At 62.4% G+C, this 21,677-nt stretch carries 35 protein-coding genes; 33 read left to right on the plus strand and 2 right to left on the minus strand.

Annotation, left to right across the window (positions count from 1 at the left end):
- Positions 1–192: EF-Tu C-terminal domain-related protein (locus CU669_RS13710; protein ID WP_456095311.1), on the plus strand; the 192-nt coding region annotated here is incomplete at its 5' end.
- A 68-nt stretch (positions 193–260) separates the two neighbouring features.
- Here CU669_RS13710 and CU669_RS13715 read toward each other — a convergent pair.
- Positions 261–659 (minus strand): type II toxin-antitoxin system VapC family toxin, encoded by a 399-nt coding sequence (locus CU669_RS13715; protein ID WP_112145654.1) that lies wholly within the window; start codon positions 657–659, stop codon positions 261–263.
- On the minus strand, positions 660–893 hold the full coding sequence (locus CU669_RS13720; RefSeq protein ID WP_112145885.1) for an antitoxin: 234 nt from the start codon (positions 891–893) through the stop codon (positions 660–662).
- Positions 894–1,081: 188 nt separating this feature from the next.
- On the opposite strand from CU669_RS13720, the gene CU669_RS13725 reads away from it, so the two are divergent.
- From CU669_RS13725 to CU669_RS13880, 32 genes are all read left to right on the plus strand, one after another.
- The gene (locus CU669_RS13725) at positions 1,082–1,801 is read left to right on the plus strand and encodes a 3-oxoacyl-ACP reductase (RefSeq protein ID WP_112145656.1); all 720 of its coding nucleotides are present in this window, start codon (positions 1,082–1,084) and stop codon (positions 1,799–1,801) included.
- Between the two features lie 180 nt (positions 1,802–1,981).
- Positions 1,982–2,290, plus strand: a complete 309-nt coding sequence (gene rpsJ, locus CU669_RS13730) for a 30S ribosomal protein S10 (protein WP_002725423.1) — start codon at positions 1,982–1,984, stop codon at positions 2,288–2,290.
- Between the two features lie 14 nt (positions 2,291–2,304).
- A complete protein-coding gene (gene rplC / locus CU669_RS13735) occupies positions 2,305–2,994 on the plus strand; it encodes a 50S ribosomal protein L3 (RefSeq protein WP_112145658.1) in 690 nt (229 codons plus the stop codon).
- A 13-nt stretch (positions 2,995–3,007) separates the two neighbouring features.
- On the plus strand, positions 3,008–3,625 hold the full coding sequence (rplD, locus tag CU669_RS13740; RefSeq protein ID WP_112145660.1) for a 50S ribosomal protein L4: 618 nt from the start codon (positions 3,008–3,010) through the stop codon (positions 3,623–3,625).
- Entirely contained in the window at positions 3,622–3,930 is a 309-nt protein-coding gene (locus CU669_RS13745; protein ID WP_112145662.1) for a 50S ribosomal protein L23, read from the plus strand. The genes rplD and CU669_RS13745 overlap by 4 nt, the downstream gene beginning before the upstream one ends.
- A gap of 4 nt (positions 3,931–3,934) precedes the next feature.
- Positions 3,935–4,762, plus strand: coding sequence for a 50S ribosomal protein L2 (rplB, locus tag CU669_RS13750; RefSeq protein ID WP_112145664.1), 828 nt, complete (start codon positions 3,935–3,937; stop codon positions 4,760–4,762).
- Between the two features lie 13 nt (positions 4,763–4,775).
- Complete coding sequence (gene rpsS, locus CU669_RS13755; RefSeq protein ID WP_112145666.1) at positions 4,776–5,054, plus strand: 30S ribosomal protein S19; 279 nt, start codon at positions 4,776–4,778, stop codon at positions 5,052–5,054.
- Between the two features lie 2 nt (positions 5,055–5,056).
- Entirely contained in the window at positions 5,057–5,443 is a 387-nt protein-coding gene (gene rplV / locus CU669_RS13760; RefSeq protein WP_112145668.1) for a 50S ribosomal protein L22, read from the plus strand.
- Positions 5,444–5,446: 3 nt separating this feature from the next.
- Positions 5,447–6,130 carry a 30S ribosomal protein S3 gene (gene rpsC, locus CU669_RS13765; RefSeq protein ID WP_112145670.1) on the plus strand — a complete coding sequence of 228 codons (684 nt, stop codon included), beginning with the start codon at positions 5,447–5,449 and terminating at the stop codon, positions 6,128–6,130.
- A 19-nt stretch (positions 6,131–6,149) separates the two neighbouring features.
- Positions 6,150–6,566 (plus strand): 50S ribosomal protein L16, encoded by a 417-nt coding sequence (rplP, locus tag CU669_RS13770; RefSeq protein WP_112145672.1) that lies wholly within the window; start codon positions 6,150–6,152, stop codon positions 6,564–6,566.
- A 3-nt stretch (positions 6,567–6,569) separates the two neighbouring features.
- On the plus strand, positions 6,570–6,773 hold the full coding sequence (gene rpmC / locus CU669_RS13775) for a 50S ribosomal protein L29 (protein WP_068489800.1): 204 nt from the start codon (positions 6,570–6,572) through the stop codon (positions 6,771–6,773).
- A gap of 15 nt (positions 6,774–6,788) precedes the next feature.
- Positions 6,789–7,028: a 30S ribosomal protein S17 gene (gene rpsQ / locus CU669_RS13780; protein WP_112145674.1), complete on the plus strand. Its 240-nt coding sequence runs from the start codon at positions 6,789–6,791 to the stop codon at positions 7,026–7,028.
- Between the two features lie 31 nt (positions 7,029–7,059).
- Complete coding sequence (rplN, locus tag CU669_RS13785; RefSeq protein ID WP_112145676.1) at positions 7,060–7,428, plus strand: 50S ribosomal protein L14; 369 nt, start codon at positions 7,060–7,062, stop codon at positions 7,426–7,428.
- Positions 7,429–7,749, plus strand: coding sequence for a 50S ribosomal protein L24 (gene rplX, locus CU669_RS13790; RefSeq protein WP_112145678.1), 321 nt, complete (start codon positions 7,429–7,431; stop codon positions 7,747–7,749).
- A 17-nt stretch (positions 7,750–7,766) separates the two neighbouring features.
- On the plus strand, positions 7,767–8,306 hold the full coding sequence (gene rplE / locus CU669_RS13795; RefSeq protein WP_112145680.1) for a 50S ribosomal protein L5: 540 nt from the start codon (positions 7,767–7,769) through the stop codon (positions 8,304–8,306).
- A 16-nt stretch (positions 8,307–8,322) separates the two neighbouring features.
- Complete coding sequence (rpsN, locus tag CU669_RS13800; RefSeq protein ID WP_112145682.1) at positions 8,323–8,628, plus strand: 30S ribosomal protein S14; 306 nt, start codon at positions 8,323–8,325, stop codon at positions 8,626–8,628.
- A 14-nt stretch (positions 8,629–8,642) separates the two neighbouring features.
- Positions 8,643–9,041 (plus strand): 30S ribosomal protein S8, encoded by a 399-nt coding sequence (rpsH, locus tag CU669_RS13805; RefSeq protein ID WP_112145684.1) that lies wholly within the window; start codon positions 8,643–8,645, stop codon positions 9,039–9,041.
- Positions 9,042–9,054: 13 nt separating this feature from the next.
- Entirely contained in the window at positions 9,055–9,588 is a 534-nt protein-coding gene (rplF, locus tag CU669_RS13810; protein WP_112145686.1) for a 50S ribosomal protein L6, read from the plus strand.
- 11 nt (positions 9,589–9,599) lie between these two features.
- Positions 9,600–9,962, plus strand: coding sequence for a 50S ribosomal protein L18 (gene rplR, locus CU669_RS13815; RefSeq protein WP_112145689.1), 363 nt, complete (start codon positions 9,600–9,602; stop codon positions 9,960–9,962).
- A 12-nt stretch (positions 9,963–9,974) separates the two neighbouring features.
- A complete protein-coding gene (gene rpsE, locus CU669_RS13820; protein ID WP_112145691.1) occupies positions 9,975–10,613 on the plus strand; it encodes a 30S ribosomal protein S5 in 639 nt (212 codons plus the stop codon).
- Between the two features lie 14 nt (positions 10,614–10,627).
- Positions 10,628–10,831, plus strand: a complete 204-nt coding sequence (rpmD, locus tag CU669_RS13825) for a 50S ribosomal protein L30 (RefSeq protein WP_112145692.1) — start codon at positions 10,628–10,630, stop codon at positions 10,829–10,831.
- A gap of 60 nt (positions 10,832–10,891) precedes the next feature.
- Positions 10,892–11,374 carry a 50S ribosomal protein L15 gene (gene rplO / locus CU669_RS13830; protein WP_112145694.1) on the plus strand — a complete coding sequence of 161 codons (483 nt, stop codon included), beginning with the start codon at positions 10,892–10,894 and terminating at the stop codon, positions 11,372–11,374.
- Between the two features lie 155 nt (positions 11,375–11,529).
- On the plus strand, positions 11,530–12,873 hold the full coding sequence (secY, locus tag CU669_RS13835; RefSeq protein WP_112145696.1) for a preprotein translocase subunit SecY: 1,344 nt from the start codon (positions 11,530–11,532) through the stop codon (positions 12,871–12,873).
- 26 nt (positions 12,874–12,899) lie between these two features.
- Positions 12,900–13,553: an adenylate kinase gene (locus CU669_RS13840; RefSeq protein WP_112145698.1), complete on the plus strand. Its 654-nt coding sequence runs from the start codon at positions 12,900–12,902 to the stop codon at positions 13,551–13,553.
- A gap of 167 nt (positions 13,554–13,720) precedes the next feature.
- On the plus strand, positions 13,721–14,098 hold the full coding sequence (rpsM, locus tag CU669_RS13845) for a 30S ribosomal protein S13 (RefSeq protein WP_112145700.1): 378 nt from the start codon (positions 13,721–13,723) through the stop codon (positions 14,096–14,098).
- 12 nt (positions 14,099–14,110) lie between these two features.
- The gene (gene rpsK / locus CU669_RS13850; RefSeq protein ID WP_112145702.1) at positions 14,111–14,506 is read left to right on the plus strand and encodes a 30S ribosomal protein S11; all 396 of its coding nucleotides are present in this window, start codon (positions 14,111–14,113) and stop codon (positions 14,504–14,506) included.
- 109 nt (positions 14,507–14,615) lie between these two features.
- Positions 14,616–15,632 carry a DNA-directed RNA polymerase subunit alpha gene (locus CU669_RS13855; RefSeq protein ID WP_112145704.1) on the plus strand — a complete coding sequence of 339 codons (1,017 nt, stop codon included), beginning with the start codon at positions 14,616–14,618 and terminating at the stop codon, positions 15,630–15,632.
- A 156-nt stretch (positions 15,633–15,788) separates the two neighbouring features.
- Positions 15,789–16,208 (plus strand): 50S ribosomal protein L17, encoded by a 420-nt coding sequence (gene rplQ, locus CU669_RS13860; RefSeq protein WP_112145706.1) that lies wholly within the window; start codon positions 15,789–15,791, stop codon positions 16,206–16,208.
- A gap of 507 nt (positions 16,209–16,715) precedes the next feature.
- Entirely contained in the window at positions 16,716–17,867 is a 1,152-nt protein-coding gene (locus CU669_RS13865) for a hypothetical protein (RefSeq protein WP_112145708.1), read from the plus strand.
- A gap of 53 nt (positions 17,868–17,920) precedes the next feature.
- The gene (locus tag CU669_RS13870) at positions 17,921–18,916 is read left to right on the plus strand and encodes an RluA family pseudouridine synthase (RefSeq protein ID WP_112145710.1); all 996 of its coding nucleotides are present in this window, start codon (positions 17,921–17,923) and stop codon (positions 18,914–18,916) included.
- Positions 18,917–18,982: 66 nt separating this feature from the next.
- Entirely contained in the window at positions 18,983–19,657 is a 675-nt protein-coding gene (locus CU669_RS13875; RefSeq protein ID WP_112145712.1) for an HAD family hydrolase, read from the plus strand.
- On the plus strand, positions 19,657–21,672 hold the full coding sequence (locus CU669_RS13880) for an AsmA family protein (RefSeq protein ID WP_112145714.1): 2,016 nt from the start codon (positions 19,657–19,659) through the stop codon (positions 21,670–21,672). The genes CU669_RS13875 and CU669_RS13880 overlap by 1 nt, the downstream gene beginning before the upstream one ends.
- The last annotated feature ends 5 nt before the right edge of the window (positions 21,673–21,677 follow it).

A 21,677-nucleotide genomic window follows, 5' to 3' on the forward strand; every position in this document is an offset into this window, starting at 1 on the left:
TATTTCCGCACCACCGACGTGACCGGTGTGGTCAGCCTGCCGGAAGGCACCGAGATGGTGATGCCGGGCGACAACGTGTCCATGGAAGTGCAGTTGATCTGCCCGATCGCCATGGACGAGGGCCTGCGCTTCGCCATCCGTGAAGGCGGTCGTACCGTCGGCGCCGGCGTCGTCGCCAAGATCGTCGAGTAGTCTTCAGCCTTACCGCTGAATCAAGACGCCCCCGGAGGAAACTCCGGGGGCGTTTTCGTTGCCGGGCCTTACCGCAGCCAATTCTCCACCGCCAGCCCCGGCACCCGTTCGAACTCCCGCACATTGTCGGTGACCAGGGCGAAGCCCAAGGTCAGGCAATGGGCCGCGATCAGCAGGTCGTTGTTGCCGATCAGTCGTCCTTCCCGCTCCAATATTACCCGGATTTCGGCGTAGGCTTCGTCCATGGGCGATTCCAGGGGCAAAACCTCCAAGATTTCCAGCAGATCCTTAACCTGGGCGATTAGGCGTGCAGAGCCTTTCTTGGCGGCACCGAACACCAGTTCGCCAGCACAGATAATGCTGGTGCAGACCTGATCCTCCCCGATCTTGGCAAGGTGAAGTGCGGCGGGCCCCTGGGGATGGCGCAACAGGTCGGACAGGATATTGGTGTCCAGCAGATAGCGCATTCACAGGTCCACCGGCTCGGGCGGCGGATCATCGATCTCGGGGAAGTCCTCATCAAGTGGCTCAAGGCTCGCCAGCAATGCCAGCAATGAGCGCTTACGCGCCGGTTCGATGATCAGGCGGTCGCCGTCCTTGCGCATGATGGCGTCCTCGCCCGGCAATTCGAATTCGCGGGGAATGCGAACCGCTTGATTGCGGCCGTTACGGAACAGGCGGACTCGGCGATCATGGTTCATGCTTGCCTCCGTGGCATAGGCCATAGCATAGGCCGATTCCTGGATCAGGGCAACGCCACCCCATATTGCGCCGCACCAAAACCCCTGGTCATCATTGTGAAATATGCTATGAGAGCCCCTCGCATTTTGGAATGGGTCGAAGACGCGGCGCAGATCGCGGTTCGGCCGACAAGGCAGTGAGGGTGAATATGAAGCGTAGAGCATTGGTCACCGGCGGCACCGCCGGTATCGGCGCCGCCATCGCCGAGGCCCTGGCCCATGACGGGGTCGAGGTCATCGTCGTCGACGTGGTGCCGGAAAAGGTCGAGCAGTATGCCAAGGATACCGGCCGCCCAGCCTATGTGCTGGACGTTTCCGATTTCGACAAGGTGGAAAGCACCCTGGCCGATATCGAGGCCAAGCACGGCCACATCAACATCCTGATCAACAATGCGGGAATCACCCGCGACGGTCTGGTCCATAAGATGTGCCGCCGCACCCAGTGGAATTCGGTGATCGAGGTCAATCTGTCCTCGGTGTTCAACACCGTGCGGGTTCTGGGCGCGGGCATGCGCGAGCGCGGCTGGGGCCGTATCGTCAATATCTCGTCCATGAACGGGCAGAAGGGCCAGTTCGGTCAGGCCAATTACGCCGCCGCCAAGGCCGGCATGATCGGCCTGACCAAGTCCATCGCGCTGGAGATGGCGTCCAAGGGCGTCACCGCCAATTGCGTCGCCCCCGGCTTCATCCTGACCGAGATGACCAAGGCCATGCGCCCCGATATCCTGGAGCAGGAAGCCGCGAAGATCCCGGTGGGCCGCATGGGCGCGCCCGAGGACATCGCCGCCACCGTGGCCTTCCTGTCGAGCAAGGCGGCGGGCTTCATCACCGGTCAGGTGATCGCGGTCAATGGCGGGCAATACATGTGATTCTTAGGGGTTGCCAAGGGGGGGGACTCTCTGTATAAACCCGCCTTCGGCTTCGGCCTCATTCCGTAAGAGCGGCTCCATTATCGGGGAAGCTGACTGCGGGAGGCTCTTTGAATTGACTGTTTTCACCGATCGGCGCCCCGACGGGGGCGCCGATCCGATTTGACGGATGACTTGAACATGGAAAGCCAGAACATCCGCATCCGCCTCAAGGCGTTCGATCATCGCGTGCTGGATCAGTCCACCCGCGAGATCGTCAACACCGCCAAGAGGACCGGGGCGCAGGTGCGCGGACCGATCCCGCTTCCGAGCAGGATCGAGAAGTTCACCGTCAACCGTAGCCCGCATATCGACAAGAAGTCGCGCGAGCAGTTCGAAATTCGCACGCATAAGCGTTTGCTGGACATCGTCGATCCGACGCCCCAGACCGTTGATGCGCTGATGAAGCTCGACCTGGCCGCCGGCGTCGACGTCGAGATCAAGCTCTAAGGAAGAACCAAACGATGCGATCTGGTCTCATCGCCCAGAAGGTCGGCATGACGAGGATCTTCACCGAGGACGGCACCCATGTGCCCGTCACCGTGTTGAAGGTCGACACCTGTCAGGTGGTCTCGACCCGCTCTGTGGAAACCGACGGCTATGTGGCCGTCCAGCTTGGCGCCGGTGTTGCCAAGGTGAAGAACGTGAGCAAGCCTGCTCGCGCCAACTTCGCCAAGGCCAAGGTCGAGCCCAAGAAGAAGCTCGCCGAGTTCCGCGTGTCCGCCGAGAACCTTCTCGAGGTCGGCACCGAACTCTCCGCCGCGCATTTCGTTCCCGGTCAGTACGTGGACGTGACGGCCAACACCATCGGCAAGGGGTTCGCCGGTGGCATGAAGCGCTGGAACTTCCGCGGTCTGGAAGCCACCCACGGCGTTTCGGTCTCGCACCGTTCCCACGGCTCCACCGGCCAGCGCCAAGACCCCGGTCGGGTGTTCAAGGGCAAGAAGATGGCCGGTCACATGGGCGACGAGCAGGTGACCACTCAGAACCTCACCGTGGTTGCCACGGATTCCGATCGCGGCCTGATCCTGGTTAAGGGTTCGGTTCCCGGTCACGAGGGCTCCTGGGTGCTCGTCCGCGATGCGGTCAAGCGCAAGCTGCCTGATGGCGTGCCGTTCCCGGCCGGCATCAAGGCCGCGGCCGCCGGCGAGTAAAGGATAAAAGGCGATGAAGACGAACGTAATCAGCCTGGACAACCAGACCGTCGGCGAAATCGAGCTGGCCGACGCCGTGTTTGGTCTGCCGGTGCGCACGGACATCCTGTTCCGCGCCGTCAACTGGCAGCTGGCCAAGCGCCAGACCGGCAATCACAAGACCAAGACCATCAGCGAGATCTCCGGTACCACCAAGAAGCCCTTCAATCAGAAGGGTGGTGGTCGGGCCCGTCAGGGTTCGCTGCGCTCCGCGCAGTTCCGGGGCGGCTCCACCATCTTCGGCCCGGTCGTGCGCTCCCATGCCCACGATCTGCCCAAGAAGGTCCGCAAGCTGGCGCTGAAGACCGCCCTGTCGGCCAAGGTCGCCGACGGCAAGTTGATCGTGTTGGACACCGCTTCGGCGGCCAGCCCCAAGACCAAGGAGCTGGCGGCGCGTCTGTCCAAGCTCGGTTGGACCTCGGTGCTGTTCATCGACGGTGCCGTGGACGGCAACTTCGCCCTGGCCTCGCGCAACCTCCCCCATGTGGACGTGTTGCCGCAGGTCGGCGCCAACGTCTACGACATCCTGCGTCGCGATACCCTGGTTCTGACCAAGGACGCGGTGCAAGCCCTGGAGGCTCGCCTGAAATGAGCAAGCTCGTCATCAGCAAGGAGCGGATGTACGACGTCGTCCGCGCCCCCGTGATCACCGAAAAGGCGACCATGGGCTCCGAGTATCGGCAGGTGACCTTCAAGGTTCCGCTGGATGCGACCAAGCCGGAGATCAAGGCCGCGGTGGAAGGGATTTTCGGGGTGAAGGTCACCGCCGTGAACACCCTGATCGCCAAGGGCAAGGTCAAGCGGTTCCGCGGTCGTGTCGGCGTGCGCAACGACGTCAAGAAGGCGGTCGTTACCCTGGCCGAGGGCCACTCCATCGACGTGACCACGGGAGTCTGACGCCATGGCGCTGAAAACATACAATCCGACCACGCCGGGTCAGCGTCAGCTGGTCCAGGTCGATCGGTCCGAGTTGTGGAAGGGCAAGCCCGAGAAGTCGCTGACCGAAGGTCTGCGCTCCAAGGGCGGCCGTAACAACACCGGTCGCATCACCATGCGCTGGCGCGGCGGCGGGCATAAGCGCCGCTACCGCATCATCGACTTCAAGCGCACCAAGTTCGATATGGCCGCTACCGTCGAGCGTTTGGAATACGATCCCAACCGCACCGCCTTCATCGCGTTGATCGCGTATGCGGACGGCGAGAAGGCCTATATCATCGCCCCGCAGCGCCTCGCCGTCGGCGATCAGGTGATCGCGGGCGAAAAGGTCGACATCAAGCCGGGCAACGCCATGCCGCTGAAGAACATCCCCGTCGGCACCGTGGTGCACAACGTGGAGCTCAAGGTGGGCAAGGGCGCGCAGCTGGCCCGTTCGGCCGGTACCTATGTGCAGCTGGTGGGCAAGGATCAGGGCTATGCCCAGCTCCGCCTGTCCTCCGGTGAGTTGCGCATGGTGCGCGGCGAGTGCATGGCCACCATCGGCGCCGTGTCCAACCCCGACCAGCAGAACGTTTCGCTGGGCAAGGCGGGACGCTCGGTGTGGCTGGGCCGTCGCCCGTCCGTTCGCGGTGTCGCCATGAACCCCATCGACCACCCGCATGGCGGCGGCGAAGGCCGTACCTCCGGCGGCCGTCACCCGGTCACTCCGTGGGGCAAGCCGACCAAGGGTAAGAAGACTCGTAGCAACAAAAAGACGGACCGGCTGATTATGCGCCGCCGTCAGAGCCAGTAGGAGGAGCGAGAATATGGCTCGTTCCGTTTGGAAAGGCCCCTTCCTCGACGGCTACATGCTGGGAAAGGCGGAAAAGTCCCGCGCCAGCGGCCGCAACGAGGTCATCAAGATCTGGTCGCGTCGTTCGACCATCCTGCCGCAGTTCGTCGGGTTGACCTTTGGCGTCTACAATGGCCAGAAGTTCATCCCCGTGCTGGTGACCGAGAACATGATCGGCCACAAGTTCGGTGAGTTCTCGCCGACCCGCACGTTCTACGGCCACGCGGTCGACAAGAAGGCGAAGAGGAAGTAGCCATGGGCAAGAAAACCGCAGAGCGGGTTCTGTCGGATACCGAGGCCAAGGCTTTCGCCGCCTCCATCCGCACCAGCCCCCGGAAGCTGAACCTGGTTGCCGAAAGCATCCGCGGCCTGAAGGCCGAGGTTGCGCTGAACGCCCTGTTCTTCTCCAAGCGCCGCATCGCGGTCGAGGTGAGGAAAGTGCTCCAGTCGGCTATCGCCAATGCCGAGAACAACCACCAGCTCGACGTGGACCGGCTCTACGTGGCCGAGGCCCATGTGGGCAAGGCCATGGTTATGAAGCGCTGGGCCGCTCGCGCTCGTGGCCGTTCCACCCGCATCGAGAAGCCGTTCAGCAATCTGACCGTCATCGTGCGTGAACGCGCCGAAGCGGCGGAGGAGTAACCCATGGGTCAGAAAGTCAATCCGATCGGCCTTCGCGTCGGCATCAACCGCACCTGGGATTCCCGGTGGTTCGCCGACGAGAACTACGCCAAGTTGCTTCATGAAGACCTGAAGCTGCGCAAGTATCTGCGCGAGAAGCTGGCCCAGGCCGGTGTCTCCCGTGTGGTCATCGAGCGTCCGGCGAAGAAGGCCCGCATCACCATTCACACCGCCCGTCCGGGCGTGGTGATCGGTAAGAAGGGCGCCGATATCGAGGTGCTCCGCAAGGAGTTGTCCAAGATGACCGGCGGCGAGGTTCACCTGAACATCGTCGAAATCCGCAAGCCGGAATTGGATGCGCAGCTGGTGGCCGAGTCCATCGCCCAGCAGTTGGAGCGTCGCGTCGCTTTCCGCCGCGCCATGAAGCGTGCCGTTCAGTCCGCCATGCGCCTCGGCGCCCAGGGCATCCGGATCAATTGCTCCGGTCGTCTCGGCGGCGCTGAAATCGCCCGCATGGAGTGGTACCGCGAAGGTCGCGTACCGCTGCACACGCTGCGCGCCGACGTGGATTACGGTGTCGGTACCGCCAAGACCACTTACGGTACCTGTGGCGTCAAGGTTTGGGTGTTCAAGGGCGAGATCCTCGCCCATGACCCCATGGCCCAGGACAAGCGGGCTGCGGGTGAAACCACCCCGTCCGGCCGCTGATCTGAGAAGGGTTTGAGAAATGCTTTCTCCGAAGCGTACTAAATACCGCAAGGCCCATAAGGGCCGGATCAAGGGCGTGACCAAGGGTGGTTCGGCCTTGAATTTCGGTGCCTATGGCCTGAAGGCTCTTGAGCCGGAGCGGATCACCGCCCGTCAGATCGAGGCCGCCCGTCGTGCCCTGACCCGTCACATGAAGCGTCAAGGCCGCGTGTGGATCCGTATCTTCCCGGACCTGCCCGTCTCCAGCAAGCCCGCCGAAGTCCGCATGGGCTCGGGCAAGGGCGCGCCGGAATTCTGGGTGGCCCGCGTTGCTCCCGGTCGCATCCTCTTCGAGGTTGACGGCGTGCCGGAAGAAATCGCGCGTCACGGTTTTGCTCTCGCGGCCGCCAAGCTGCCGATCAAGACCAAGTTCATTACCCGCATCGGGGAGATCTGAGCCATGGCGACCAAGGCTGCCGATCTGCGCCAAAAGACTCCCGACCAGCTCAAGGAGCGGGTCGTGGAGCTCAAGAAGGAGCAGTTCAACCTTCGCTTCCAGCGGGCCTCTGGCCAGTTGGAGAATACCGCCCGCGTGCGCGCCGTGCGCCGCGAGATCGCGACCATCAAGACCCTGCTTGGCGAACGCGCCAAGAGCGCGTCCTAAGGAGAGGCGACAGACATGCCGAAGCGCATTCTTCAGGGTGTGGTCACCAGCGACAAGATGGAAAAGACCGTCGTCGTCCGCGTCGAACGCCGCGTGATGCACCCGATCTACAAGAAGTTCATCCGTCGTTCGAAGAAGTATCACGCCCACGACGAAAACAACGTGTTCAAGACCGGCGACACCATTCGCATCCGCGAATGCCGTCCGCTCTCGAAGACCAAGACCTGGGAAGTTATCGTCGAGCCGCAGGCTTGACGATAACGATCTGGAATAAGGAAGGCACATCATGATCCAGATGCAAACCAACCTGGACGTCGCCGATAACTCCGGCGCTCGCCGGGTGCAGTGCATCAAGGTGCTGGGCGGTTCTCACCGCACCATCGCCAGCGTGGGCGACGTGATCGTCGTTTCCATCAAGGAAGCGATTCCGCGTGGCCGCGTGAAGAAGGGTGACGTGCATCGCGCCGTCATCGTTCGCACCGCCAAGGAAATCCGTCGCGCTGACGGTTCCGCCATTCGGTTCGACACCAACGCCGCCGTGCTGATCAACAAGCAGGGCGAACCCATCGGCACCCGTATCTTCGGGCCGGTTACCCGTGAGCTTCGCGGTAAGAAGTTCATGAAGATCATCTCTCTGGCCCCGGAGGTCCTCTAAATGACCGCCTTGAACGTCAAGAAGGGTGATCGGGTCGTCGTGCTCGCCGGCAAGGACAAGGGCAAGAAGGGCGAAGTCATCTCCGCCAGCCCCAAGGAGCAGCGCGTCATCGTCCAGGGTGTCAACCTGGTGAAGCGCCACACCCGTCCGTCGGCCACCAACCAGGGTGGAATCGTGGAGAAGGAGGCGTCGATCCACGTCTCCAACGTCGCCCACGAAGACCCCAAGGACGGCAAGCCGACCCGCATCGGTCACAAGATCCTCGAAGACGGCCGCAAGGTGCGCATCGCGCGCCGCTCCGGCGAAGTCATCGACCGGTAACGGGAAAGGATAGTCAGATGGCACGTTTGCGTAATCACTACGATACGGTCGTGAAGCCGGCCCTGCAGAAGGAGTTCAATTACTCCAATCCGATGCAGGTTCCGAAGCTGGCCAAGATCGTCATCAACATGGGCGTCGGTGAAGCCGCCCAGGACGCCAAGAAGATCGAGTCGGCGCTCGCCGAGTTGACCCTGATCGCCGGCCAAAAGCCGGTGGTGACCAAGGCCAAGACCTCCATCGCCCAGTTCAAGCTGCGCGAGGGGCAGGTTGTCGGCTGCAAGGTCACCCTTCGGGCCGACCGCATGTACGAGTTCCTCGACCGGTTGATCAACATTGCCCTGCCGCGCGTTCGCGATTTCCGCGGCGTGCCGGCAAAGAGCTTCGACGGGCGCGGCAACTACGCGCTGGGCCTGAAGGAGCAGCTGATTTTCCCGGAAATCGACTACGACAAGGTCGATACCCAGCGGGGCATGGACATCATCTTCGTCACGACTGCCGAGACCAACGAGGAAGCCAAGGCTCTCCTCAAGGGTTTCGACATGCCGTTCGTGGCTTGAGTGGAGTTATTAGGCAATGGCTAAGATCAGCTCCGTCGAGCGCAACAAGAAGCGCGAGCGCATGGCAAAGCAGTTTGCCGCTCGCCGCGCTAAGTTGAAGGCGGTCGCCAACAATCGTGAAGCCAGCCCCGAGGAGCGCTTCGAGGCGTCCTTGAAGCTGGCGATGGTTCCGCGTAATTCGTCCAAGACCCGCGTGCGTCTGCGCTGCGAGGTTACCGGGCGTTCGCGCGGCAACTACCGTAAGTTCAAACTGTGCCGGAATAAGCTCCGCGAGCTCGCCTCGCAGGGTCAGATTCCCGGCATGACCAAGTCCAGCTGGTAAGGAGGGCTCAGTCGATGTCTATGACCGATCCCGTCGGCGATATGCTCACCCGTATCCGTAACGGACAGCGCGCGAACAAGTCGTCCGTGAAGTCGCCAGCGTCAAGCCTGCGCGCCAATGTTCTCGAAGTTCTCAAGCGCGAGGGTTACATTCGCGGCTATGAGCGCGTCGATGTGCGCCCCGGTATCGCCGAGCTCTCCATCGAGCTCAAGTATCATGAGGGTCAGCCGGTTATCCGGGAGATCTCGCGCGTGTCCACTCCGGGCCGCCGCGTGTACTCCAAGATCGCCGACCTTCGCCGCGTCGCCAACGGGCTGGGGATCTCGATCCTCTCGACCCCGCGGGGCGTCATGTCCGACACTGAGGCTCGCGCCCAGAATGTCGGCGGCGAAGTCCTCTGCGAAGTGTTCTGAGGAGGGCTCTCAAATGTCGCGAGTCGGCAAATACCCCGTCTCGGTGCCGTCGGGAGTCTCGGTTCAGATCACCGGGTCCGATATCACCGTCAAAGGCAAGCTGGGCGAAACCAAGCTCACCGCCAGGGACAATGTCGAGGTCACCCTCGACGGAAACCTGCTGTGGGTGAAGCCCAAGAGCGAGCAGAAGGACGCCCGCATGATGTGGGGCACCACCCGTGCCCTGCTGAACAACATGGTCAAGGGCGTGTCCGAAGGCTTTACCGTCAATCTCGAGATCAACGGCGTCGGTTATCGCGCCGCGGTCGAGGGAAAGATGCTGAAGCTGCAGCTCGGCTATTCGCACGATATCGAATATCCGATCCCGGACGAGATCACCATGAAGTGCGAGAAGCCGACGGCCATCTCCATCTTCGGTCGCGACAAGCGCCAGGTTGGTCAGATCGCCGCCGAGATCCGCGCCTTCCGTGGTCCCGAGCCCTACAAGGGCAAGGGTATCAAGTACGAAACCGAGACCATCCTTCGTAAAGAAGGTAAGAAGAAGTAAGGGGCACCGCCATGATGACGCCGAAAGATTTATTCGAGCGCCGCAAGCGGCGCGCTCGCCAGAGCATCAAGGCGAAGGCTCACGGCCGCGTGCGGCTGTCGGTCTTCCGCTCGGGCAAGAACATCTACGTCCAGGTTATCGACGACGCCTCCGGCGTCACCCTGGCCGCCGCCTCGACGCTCGACAAGGAGCTGAAGGGCAATTTGAAGACCGGCGCCGACAAGGCGGCTGCGGCCGCCGTCGGCAAGCTGATCGCCGAGCGGGCCAAGGCGGCCGGCATCACCGAGGTGGTGTTCGACCGTGGCGGTTACATCTATCACGGCCGGGTGAAAGCCCTTGCCGATGCGGCCCGCGAAGGCGGCCTGTCTTTCTGAGGATGATGAGCAATGGCACGTACTCCCACCACTAGTGACCGGCCCGAGCGGGGCCGCGGCGGCGAGCGCGGCGAGCGCAGCGATCGCGGCCGTGGCCGCAACGCCGAGCAGACTCCCCGCGAGCGCGAGGAATCTGAATTCGTCGACAAGCTGGTCCACATCAACCGCGTCGCCAAGGTGGTCAAGGGTGGCCGTCGCTTCGCCTTCGCCGCCCTGGTCGTGGTCGGTGACGCCAAGGGCCGCGTCGGTTACGGTTCGGGCAAGGCCCGCGAAGTTCCCGAAGCCATCCGCAAGGCCACCGAACAGGCCAAGCGCAACATGGTGAAGATCGCCCTTCGCGAAGGCCGCACCCTGCATCATGACGCTTTCGGTCGCTTCGGCGCCGGCCGCGTCGTGCTTCGGGCGGCTCCGGCCGGTACCGGCATCATCGCCGGCGGCCCGATGCGCGCCGTTTTCGAAACCATGGGCGTGCAGGATGTCGTGGCCAAGTGCCTCGGCACCTCCAACCCGCACAACATGATCAAGGCGACCTTCGCCGCTCTGGTCAACCTGGCGTCTCCGCGCTCGGTTGCCGCCAAGCGGGGCAAGAAGGTGGGCGAGATCATCGGCCGTCGTGACGGAGCCGCTGCCGCGGCTGCCGCCGGCGCTTGAGGAGGGCTCGCACAATGGCTGCCAAGAAAACCGCCGCCGCCAAGGCCACCGTCAAGGTGACCCAGGTGGGTAGCCCCATCGGCCGTCCGGCCGACCAGCGCGCCACCCTGGTGGGTCTGGGCCTGAACAAGATGCGTCGTACCCGCGAGCTGGAGGATACTCCGGCGGTGCGCGGCATGATCGCCAAGGTCCGGCACCTGCTGCAGGTGGAAGAGTAAGATTCGGCCCCACCAGGAGCCCCATGGCTCCTGGTGGTTCGACTTTGAGGACGAAAAGACATGAAGCTCAACGAACTTCGCGACAACGACGGCGCCCGCTACAAGGCCAAGCGCGTCGGCCGCGGCATCGGTTCCGGCAAGGGCAAGACCGCCGGTTCCGGCGTCAAGGGTCAGAGCTCGCGCACCGGCGTGGCCATCAACGGCTTCGAAGGCGGCCAGATGCCCATCTACCGCCGTCTGCCCAAGCGCGGCTTCAACGTGCCCTTCCCCAAGGAATTCTCCGAGATCAATCTCGGCCGGATTCAGAAGGCCATCGACGAGAAGCGTCTGGACGCCAAGACGACGCTCACCGCCGAAGTGCTTCAGGCCGCCGGTCTGATCGGCAAGATCTATGACGGCCTGCGCCTGCTGGCGCGCGGCGAGATCACGTCGAAGGTGAGCATCGAAGTGGTCGGCGCCTCCGCCGCCGCTGTCGCCGCGGTCGAAAAGGCCGGTGGCACGGTGACCATTCTCGCACCCAAGGCCGTTCCGGCCGAGGGCTGACCATCCGGGCCTTTCGGGGCAAGGTGGTTATCGCGTCATGTCAGGGTGGCCCGGGCGTTTGATCCGGGTCACATGACGAGTTCAGGATTTGTGGCGCCATGGTGGTCCGAGAATGGATCACCGCCGCAGGGCGCCACTGAAACCCGGAGTAAGGCATGGCCTCCGCTGCCGAGCAGCTCGCCGCGAATATGAACTTTGGCGTTCTCGCCAAGGCGACCGAACTCAAGAAGCGAATCTGGTTCACCCTGGGGGCGTTGATCGTCTATCGCCTGGGCACCTGGATTCCCCTGCCGGGCGTCGATCCGCAAGTGCTGGGCGATCTGTTCAAGCAGAGCGGCAGCGGCATGCTGGGCATGTTCGACATGTTGGCCGGCGGTGCCTTGCATCGCATGACCATCTTCGCGCTCAATATCATGCCGTATATCTCGGCCTCCATTATCCTCCAGCTGATGACCACCGTGGTTCCGTCGCTGGAAGCGGTAAAGAAGGAAGGCGAGGCCGGCCGCAAGAAGATCAACCAGTACACCCGCTATCTGACGGTGTTCATCGCCATTCTGCAGGCCTATGGCATCGCCGTTGGCCTTGAAAGCATGACCAGTTCACGGGGCGCGGCGGTGATGATCGACAATCACCTGTTGTTCCGCTTCACGGCGGTGGTCACCCTGACCGGCGGCACCTTGTTCCTGATGTGGCTGGGCGAACAGATCACTGCGCGTGGCATCGGCCAGGGCACCTCGCTGATCATCATGGCGGGCATCGTCGCCGAATTGCCGGTGGCCATCAAGAATACCCTGGAACTGGGCCGAACCGGGGCCCTGCCGGTCCTGGTCATCATCGGCATTCTGGTCATGTCGGTGGCGGTGATCGCCTTCATCGTCTATATGGAGCGCGCCCAGCGGCGCATCATCGTCCAGTACCCCAAGCGGCAAGTGGGCAACAAGATGTTCGGCGGCGAGTCGTCGCATCTTCCGCTCAAGGTCAATACCTCGGGCGTGATTCCGCCGATCTTCGCCAGCTCGATCCTGCTGATGCCGGTGACCATCGCTCAGTTCGCCTCCCAGGGCGGCCCCGAGTGGATGGGAACCTTCGCCGCCATCATGGGACGTGGCCAGCCGCTCTATATCTTCATGTATCTGGCTTTGATCGTCTTCTTCTCGTTCTTCTATACCGCCGTTGTGTTCAATCCGGTGGATACGGCCGAGAATCTGAAGAAGTACGGCGGCTTCATCCCCGGCATTCGTCCCGGCAAGAACACGGCGGACTATCTGGACTATGTCCTGACCCGGCTGACCGTGGTCGGCGCGGCCTATCTGTCGGTGCTGTCGATCCTGCCGGAGCTGCTGATTTCCAAATGGTCGGTTCCGTTCTATTTCGGCGGCACCAGCCTTTTGATCGTCGTTTCGGTCACGCTTGATACCGTGGCGCAGATTCAATCGCACCTTCTGGCGCATCAATACGAGGGACTCATCAAGAAGTCCCGCCTCAGGGGTCGTCGTTAACGACAAAGCAATAAGGGGGACGTGCTATGTATCTCGTTCTGTTGGGACCGCCCGGTGGCGGCAAGGGAACCCAGGCCAAGCGGCTTCAGGACAAGTACGGTTTGGTCCAGTTGTCCACCGGCGACATGCTGCGCGCCGCCGTCGCTTCGGGCTCGGACGTGGGCAAGAAGGCCAAGGCGGTGATGGATGCGGGGCAGTTGGTGTCCGACGAGATCGTCATCGCCATCATCGACGAGCGTCTTGACCAGGCGGACGTGAAGACCGGCGCCATCTTCGACGGCTTTCCCCGCACCGTGGCGCAGGCCGAGGCGCTGGACGCCATGATGACCCGCAAGGCCAAGAAGCTGGACTTCGCCATCGAGATCCAGGTTCCCGACGCCTTCATCGTCGAGCGGATCACCGGCCGTTATACTTGTGGCAAGTGCGGCGCGGGCTATCACGAGAAGTTCCAGCAGCCCAAGACCGCTGGCAAGTGCGACGCCTGTGGCGGCACCGAATTCGTTCGCCGCCCCGACGACAACGCCGAGACCGTCAACAAGCGGCTCGAGGCCTATCACGCGCAGACCGCGCCGCTGGTGCCCTATTACGAAAAGAAGGGCGCTTTCAAGGTCGTGGACGGCACCATGGACATCGCCGACGTCACCCGCGCCCTCGAGGGCATGCTTGATGCGGTCCGCTGACGGCGGTGTTTAAAAAGGTTGGGCGAATCGGTTGACTCTCAGCCGAGAAACCCTATAATCCCGCACCTTCGGTTTCCCCCGTCATGGGCGAGGCCTGGAGTTGTGTTTTTTGGTAACGGCTCCGGGCGCAACGTGGCGCGGACTTTTTGGTGAAGGAGTAACCAGCTTTGGCTCGTATCGCTGGCGTCAATATTCCGACGAATAAGCGCGTGATGATCGCGTTGACCTATATTCACGGCATCGGTCGTTCGAAGGCCGCTGAGATCACCACGAAGCTGGGCATTCCCGCCGAGCGTCGTGTCAATCAGCTGACCGACGACGAAGTGCTCAAGATCCGTGAAATGATCGACCGCGACTATCAGGTCGAGGGCGATCTGCGTCGCGCCGTCGCCATGAACATCAAGCGCTTGATGGATCTGGGTTGCTATCGCGGCCTGCGCCATCGTCGCGGCCTGCCGGTGCGCGGCCAGCGGACTCACACGAACGCCCGTACCCGTAAGGGTCCGGCGAAGCCGATTGCCGGCAAGAAGAAAGTTACGAAGTAAGGAATACCTCAGATGGCTAAGCCTGCTGCAGCCGCGCGTCCTCGTCGCCGCGAGCGCAAGAACATCACTTCGGGCGTCGCGCATGTGAATGCCACGTTCAACAACACCATGATCACCATCACCGATGCCCAGGGAAACACCATTTCCTGGTCCTCGGCGGGGATGCAGGGCTTCAAGGGCTCGCGCAAGTCGACTCCGTATGCCGCTCAGGTGGCTGCCGAGGACGCCGGTCGCAAGGCTTCGGAGCACGGCATGCGTACCCTGGAGGTCGAGGTGAAGGGCCCCGGCGCCGGTCGTGAATCGGCTCTGCGCGCTCTGCAGTCCGTTGGGTTCCAGATCACGTCCATCCGCGACGTCACGCCGATCCCGCACAACGGGTGTCGGCCGCGCAAGCGTCGCCGCGTCTGATCTGTTTTTCCGTGGGTCAATGGTCGGCCGCCGGCTTCCTCACCGTGGGGAAGTTTGGCGGCATGGCCGTTTCCTTAATGTCATTTGTTCCTAGCATGAGGTCACACCCGTGATTCAAAAGAACTGGCAGGAACTGATTAAGCCCAGCAAGCTCAACGTCGAGCCCGGGGCCGATCCCCAGCGCATTGCCACCGCTGTCGCCGAACCGCTGGAACGCGGCTTTGGCATGACCCTCGGCAATTCCCTTCGCCGGGTGCTGCTGTCCTCGCTTCAGGGGGCCGCCGTCACCGCCATTCAGATCGAGGGCGTTCTGCACGAGTTCTCGTCGATCCCCGGCGTGCGGGAAGATGTCACCGACATCATCCTCAACATCAAGACTCTCGGCCTGCGCATGCATGGCGAGGGACCGAAGCGCATGCATCTGCGCGCCATCGGCCCTGGTGAAGTCACCGCCGGTCTGATCGAGGTCGGTCACGACATCGAGATCATGGACCCCGACCTGGTGCTGTGCACCCTGGACGAGGGCGCCAAGCTGAACATCGAGTTCACGGTGGAAACCGGCAAGGGTTACGTGCCCGCGTCGCAGAACCGCCCCGAGGATTCGCCCATCGGCCTGATCCCCATCGACGCTATTTTCTCGCCGGTGCGCAAGGTCGCGTACAAGGTGGAGAACACCCGCGTCGGTCAGGTCACCGACTACGACAAGCTGTCCATGACCATCGAGACCAATGGCGCCGTCACCCCCGACGATGCCTTGGCCCTGGCGGCCCGCATTCTGCAGGATCAGTTGCAGCTGTTCATCAACTTCGAAGAGCCGACCAGCGTGGTCGAGGAAGAGAAGAGGGACGAACTGCCCTTCAACAAGAATCTGCTGCGCAAGGTCGATGAGCTTGAACTGTCGGTCCGTTCGGCCAACTGCCTCAAGAACGACAACATCATCTATATCGGCGATCTGGTCCAAAAGACCGAGGCCGAGATGCTCCGCACCCCCAATTTCGGTCGCAAGTCGCTGAACGAGATCAAGGAAGTGCTGGCGCAGATGGGGCTCCATCTCGGCATGGAAATCCCCAACTGGCCGCCGGAGAACATCGAGGAACTGGCCAAGAAGCTCGAAGAGCCCTATTGAGCCTTGCCTTAAGTGACATCACCCCCGGATCACTCCGGGGATGATGGTTGTCCAAGGACCAGTCCGGTCCGCCCGCGCCGTGCTCCCCCAGGGGTGGCGGCATGCGGAAACGCCATCGGTCTCGCCCGGCGAGCCAAAGCGACGAGGAGAGTTTTCATGCGTCATGGTATGTCCGGCCGCAAGCTTAACCGCGATAAGTCGGCCCGTAAGGCCCTGTTCGTCAGCTTGGCCAACGCCCTGCTCAAGCACGAGCAGATCAAGACCACCCTGCCCAAGGCCAAGGATCTGCGTCCCATCGCCGAGAAGCTGATCACCCTGGGCAAGCGCGGCGACCTGCACGCCCGCCGTCAGGCCTATGCCTTCCTGCGTGACGATGCCGTGGTCGCCAAGCTGTTCGCCGTCATCGGCCCGCGCTACAAGGAGCGCAACGGTGGTTACTCTCGCGTGCTGAAGGCGGGTTTCCGCTACGGCGATTGCGCTCCCATGGCCATGATCGAGCTGGTGGATCGCGATCCCGCCGCCAAGGGTCTGGATTCCGGCCCCACCGCCGAGAAGAGCGACGAAGCCGACGAATAGGCTTTCATTGGATTAAGCGAGAAGGGCCGCCCCTGGGGCGGCCCTTTTTGCGTTTGGACGATCACGTTTCGAAAGAGACGCCAATTCCCGTCGTGGCGGAGATGCCTTGGGCCACCCGCCGATTCAGCCGCCATGGACCAGGGTGAGGCTCTCGGGGAAGGGCCAGCCTCGGAAGTCGATTCGGCCGTCGGGCCCATCGGCACGCTTCGTTTCGAGTCGCTGCTTTCAGGGACAACCCCGGCTCCGTTCTCCCTTAAGGTCCGCCTGGTCGACCGGTGATGCAAGGGGAGCGGGTATGGTTGAACGCGCCCGGCTTCGGCCCAGGGGCCGTCTTTACGCGGATTTAACGGATTCTGGCTTATGGTCGATCCTGTGCTCCAACCTTTGCACTGGGCTGGAGAGAGTGGTATTCTGTTAAGATAAGTGTGCGGCGAGCTCTTTGCCCGCCAAGTGGACGAGGGCAACAGAAACGGTTGCAGTCTGAACCGACAGAATGAGGTTCGCGTCATGGTTACCATCACTCCCACGTCCGTCATCGCCGCCCAGGGCGTTTCCTCGCTGTTGGCGGGTTCTGATACGTCCGGAGGCCTGTTCAGCGCCTTGTCCGGACAACAAGATACGTCCAATCAGGGACTCATCGACGCCCTCGCTGGCCATGGTGGCACGCCCCAAAGTGTTGCCAGCATCCTGCAGCAACAGCAGATCGATAGCACCAAGTTAGGGATTTACGCCAACGCCGCGCAGCGGATTGACTACATTCAGCAAGGCCAATTGGAGCCCACCTCTGATTGGGAAAAGATTGTCGGCTACGCCATGAACAAGGGCCTGCCAAGCGTTGTCTTCATTGACACCGATGGCAGCGTCCAGGCGCAGCTTCAATCGGAAGCCGATCTCAGCAAGTACAACCTTAGCCAGCAATCGGCGCTTCTCGATAATATGATCCAGATCGAGACAATGGCCCAGAAAATCCAGGCCAATGCCACCAATGACAGTTGGGTGAAGAAGCTGGCCGGTGCCAGCAACGATGTCTATATGGTGGCAAATCTTGTTCTTCAACTGCAGGACTCGACCCCAAATAATTGGGAACAGACGGCGGTTTTGCTGGCGACCAATGGCCAGCCGCAGAAAATTTCACTCGATACCAACGGCGACCTGCAAGCCTTTGATCAACGCTATGACCCCGCCAATGCCGATTTGCCGGAGGGCTATCGGACAAAATTGATGGATGCCATCGCTCTCCTGCAGTCTGATTTCGCCCTGATGGATGCGGGCGAGGTTCAAAGAAGTGCCCTGCCGTTGCCCTATGGCACGGCATTCGATCCCTTCGAGTCCGATGCCTATAATATGGCCAAATCCAAGATCCCGTATTACCTCGAGGTGGACACCATAACGGGCGTCATCTCGGCGAAGGAGAATTCGGCTGACAATATCACACCGGACTTCTTGAAGACGGCGCCCTACCCGGATGTTGGCGATGATACCGACACTCTGAAGCAGGTGGCGACGTTTATCGAAGCCAATAAGCCCTATTTTCTGGACATCGACACCACTGGAAAGGTGGTGGCCAAGGACATGACGACGTTGAACCTGACCAATTACAACAAGGCCAAGGCGACCAGCACGACCGGTACGGGATCGATTCTATCGTTGTTCGCCTGAGCCGCCAAAAATAGCCGTATACCCGGTGACCTCGAGTCTGTAGCTTGCCGCCCATGACCGATGTCCAAATCCTCACCGTCTCGCCCGACGAAGCCGAACTGCGCCTGGACCGATGGTTCAAGCGCCATTTTCCCACCGTTGCCCATGGCCTTCTGGAAAAGTGGCTTCGTGCGGGAAATGTCCGTGTGGATGGCAAGCGCGCCAAATCCAATCAACGGCTTGACGCCGGACAGAGCATCCGCGTGCCGCCGCTGCCCACCGGACCGGCGCCGGTTGCGGCGCCCAAGCCCTTGGTGGTCGATGAAAAGACGGCGCGGATGTTGCGCGATGCCGTCCTTTACATGGACGACGACATCATCGCCCTTAACAAGCCGCCGGGATTGGCGGTTCAAGGCGGAACCGGCATGGCCGACAACCATCTGGACGCCATGCTCGACGCGCTCAGATTCGACGCCACTGAGCGGCCGCGTCTGGTGCATCGCCTGGACAAGGATACGTCCGGGGTTCTGCTGCTGGGCCGCACGGCGTCCGCCACCGCCAAGCTGGCGGCCAGTTTCAAGAGTCGCGCCGCCCGCAAATGCTATTGGGCGCTGGTGGCGGGAATGCCGTCCCACCGTCAGGGTCGCATCGACGCTCCGCTGTCCAAACTGGGGGGCAAGGGGGCCGAGAAGGTGGCGGTGGACGAGGATGACGGCAAGCACGCCGTGACCTATTTCCGGGTAGTGGACAACGCGCTCAGGCGGGCGGCCTGGTTGGAAATGGAACCGCGCACCGGCCGAACCCACCAATTGCGCGCCCATTGCGTCTTGCTGGGCACCCCCATCATGGGTGACGGCAAGTATGGCGGCAAGGACGCGCTGATCGAGGGGACCGGTGTGTCGCGCAAGCTCCATCTGCACGCCCGCGCCGTGCGGCTGCCGCACCCGCGCACCGGAAAGCTTTTGGAAGTCTTGGCGCCGCCACCGACACATATCAAAGCCAGCTTCGCGTTTTTCGGATTTTCCGAATCCGATGCCGGGCGTCCCTTCGAGGCCTTCGAGGACGAGTGACATTCCGGCGGTTGGTCCTTTGCCGCCGATGCTGTATCTTGGGCGGACAATGGTTTTCGGAATGCCATGACGCGATTGCGCCTTGCCGTCTTTGACGTGGACGGCACCCTTGTCGATAGCCAGCATAATATCGTCTCCGCCATGACATCGGCGTGGGGCAACCTCAACCTGGGCATTCCCCGGCCCGATCAGGTGCGCCGCATCATCGGCCTGTCCCTGGTGGAGGCGTGCAGCGTCCTGCTGCCCTGGGCGCCGCCCTCGGTGCATCGGGCGGTGGCGGAATCCTATAAGGAAGCCTTCCGCGCCATGCGGCTGCTGCCCGACAGCATGGAGCCGCTGTTTCCCGGCGTGAAGGAAGCGCTCGATATGCTGGAGGAAGAGGGCTGGTTGCTGGGATTGGCCACTGGCAAGTCACGGCGCGGCGTGGAGTCGTTGCTTGATGCCCACGATCTACACGGCCGCTTCATCACCATTCAGACCGCCGACGACAATCCCAGCAAGCCCGATCCCACCATGTTGAAGCGCGCCGCCGCCGATTGCGGTCTCGATTTCTCCGACATTGTCATGATCGGCGATACCGCCTATGACATGGCCATGGCCAGCGCCGCCCGGACAGGCGCGGTTGGCGTCTCGTGGGGCTACCATTCGCTCGACGAGTTGAACAAGGCTGGGGCGCAGGTGGTGCTGGACACGTTCGACAATTTGACCGAGGTGCTCGACGCCGTCACCGGAGAGCGGTGATGAGGCTTGTCACGGTGCTGAAGATCGTTGCCGCCGCCGCCCTGGTGGTGGTCGTGGCGTTGATCGCGGCCTCCAAGGCGCTGGACAGCGCCAGGTATCAGGCCTTCCTGGCCGATCAAGTGCGGGGTGCCTCCGGGCTGGAACTCAGCTTTTCCGGTCCCACCAAGATCAAGCTTGGCCTCTGGCCGCAAGTCAGCTTCACCGGCTTGACGGTGGCGACCAAGCCGGGCGGCCCGGCGCTTTTGTATGTGGATCGGATCGAGGCGCGGGTGGCATTGCTGCCTTTGGTCTTTCGAATCATCCAGGTGGAAAAGCTCGCCCTCTATCGTCCCATGCTGCGACTGACGCCCATGCAGCGGCCGAGCGGGACGCCGGATATTGGGCATGGCGGCGACAAGATCCCCCCCACCACTTTGGCGGTCAGCGAAGTCCGCATCGAGGATGGCGTGCTCGTCTGGCGCGATGCCGGGAGCACCTCGGATTCCAGCCTGTCCATCGCGCGGGCGGTCATCCAGCCGGAAAGCCTGGCCGGCGGCCCTCTGACCATTCAGGCGGAGGGGCGCAAACAGGGAACCGACTTTAAATTGACCGGAATGGTCGGCGCCGTTTCCAATTTGATTTCGGGAAAACCCTATCCCGTACAGGTCAAAGGCGAGGTCAGCGGCGCCCTGGTGGTGGCCAGTGGCCATGTGGCGGAGCCCCTGTTGGGCAAAGGGGTCGATTTCGATATCAAGGCCCAAGGCGATGAGTTCGCCGATCTTCTCAGGCGCAGCGGCATCATTGCCGCCGACAAGATCCCGACAGTCATCGGGCGCTACAAGATTTCCGCCAAGCTATCGGATGCGGGGGTAACGGACCTTGATGCGGTGTTGGGCAGGCGCGACGGCGCCCTGGTCAGCCTGAAGGGCGCCATCAAGACCTGGGCGACTCTGAGCGGAGTGGATCTGCTTTTGGTGGCCGAGGCGGACAGTCTCGCCGGGCTTAGTCATCTCATGGGCGTCGATTTGCCCAATGGCGGTCCGTTGAAGCTTTCGGCCCGACTCAACGATATGGAGGATGGCTGGCGTCTGACGGGAATCAAGAGTTCCCTCGGCAAGAGCGATTTTACCGGTGAATTGGCCCTGGGGCGTGGGCCGAGGCCGCGCCTTTTCGGACGCTTGGCCGCCGCCGTGTTCGTCCCCGGCGACCTGAGCCTGCCGCAGACCCGCAACGGCGAGTCCACCCGCGCTTCGCCCCAGCGCGTGGCGATTCCGGTGGATGACGGCCGCATTCTGTCGCTTGAAGCAATACCGTTGGATTGGTTGAAGGGGTTTGACCTTGCCATATCACTGACGGCAAGCCGACTCCAATTGGGCGGAGCGATCCTGGCCGACGCCGCGGCGGAGATTGGGCTGACCAATGGCAGGTTCGTCATCGAGGCGATTCAGGCCCGCATGGGCGAAGGCTCCATCTCCGGCGAGATACGTCTCGACGCCACGGGCCGCAATCCCTCGGTCGCCGTCAAGCTGGCGGGGAGCGGAGTCGATCTCGCCACAATGGGAGGCGAGGGGGCCTTGGTTGGGGGACGGGGCGATTTTGCCATCGATGTCAAGGCATTGGGCGCCAGTCCACGGTCCTTGGCGGGCAGTCTGGACGGCAGCTTTTTCGCCGCATTTTCCGATCTCTCCCTGTCTCGCGCCGACCGAGAGCTGATTGGCCAACTTCTCGGCAAATTGGACGATGGTGGTCAAGGCGGTCGCAAGATTCCATGTGCCGCTTTACGACTTGTCGCCAAGGGCGGCAAGATATCGGTGGAACGGGGTTTGACGGTTGAAACCGGGCGGACCACCATCGCGGGATCGGGGTCCGTGGACTTGCGAACAGAGTCCATGGATCTGGCCTTCGCCGCCAAGGGCGGTGCCGGTCTTCGCCTGCGCGGCATGCTTGGCGCCCCGTCGTTCATTGAGGACGGCCCGCCGGTCAGGCTGTCCGCCGAGGCCGCATCCTGCCGGATGGCGGCCAAGAGCCGCCGCTAGATCAA

Source organism: Paramagnetospirillum kuznetsovii, from assembly GCF_003284725.1.
GTDB classification, from domain to species: domain Bacteria; phylum Pseudomonadota; class Alphaproteobacteria; order Rhodospirillales; family Magnetospirillaceae; genus Phaeospirillum; species Phaeospirillum kuznetsovii.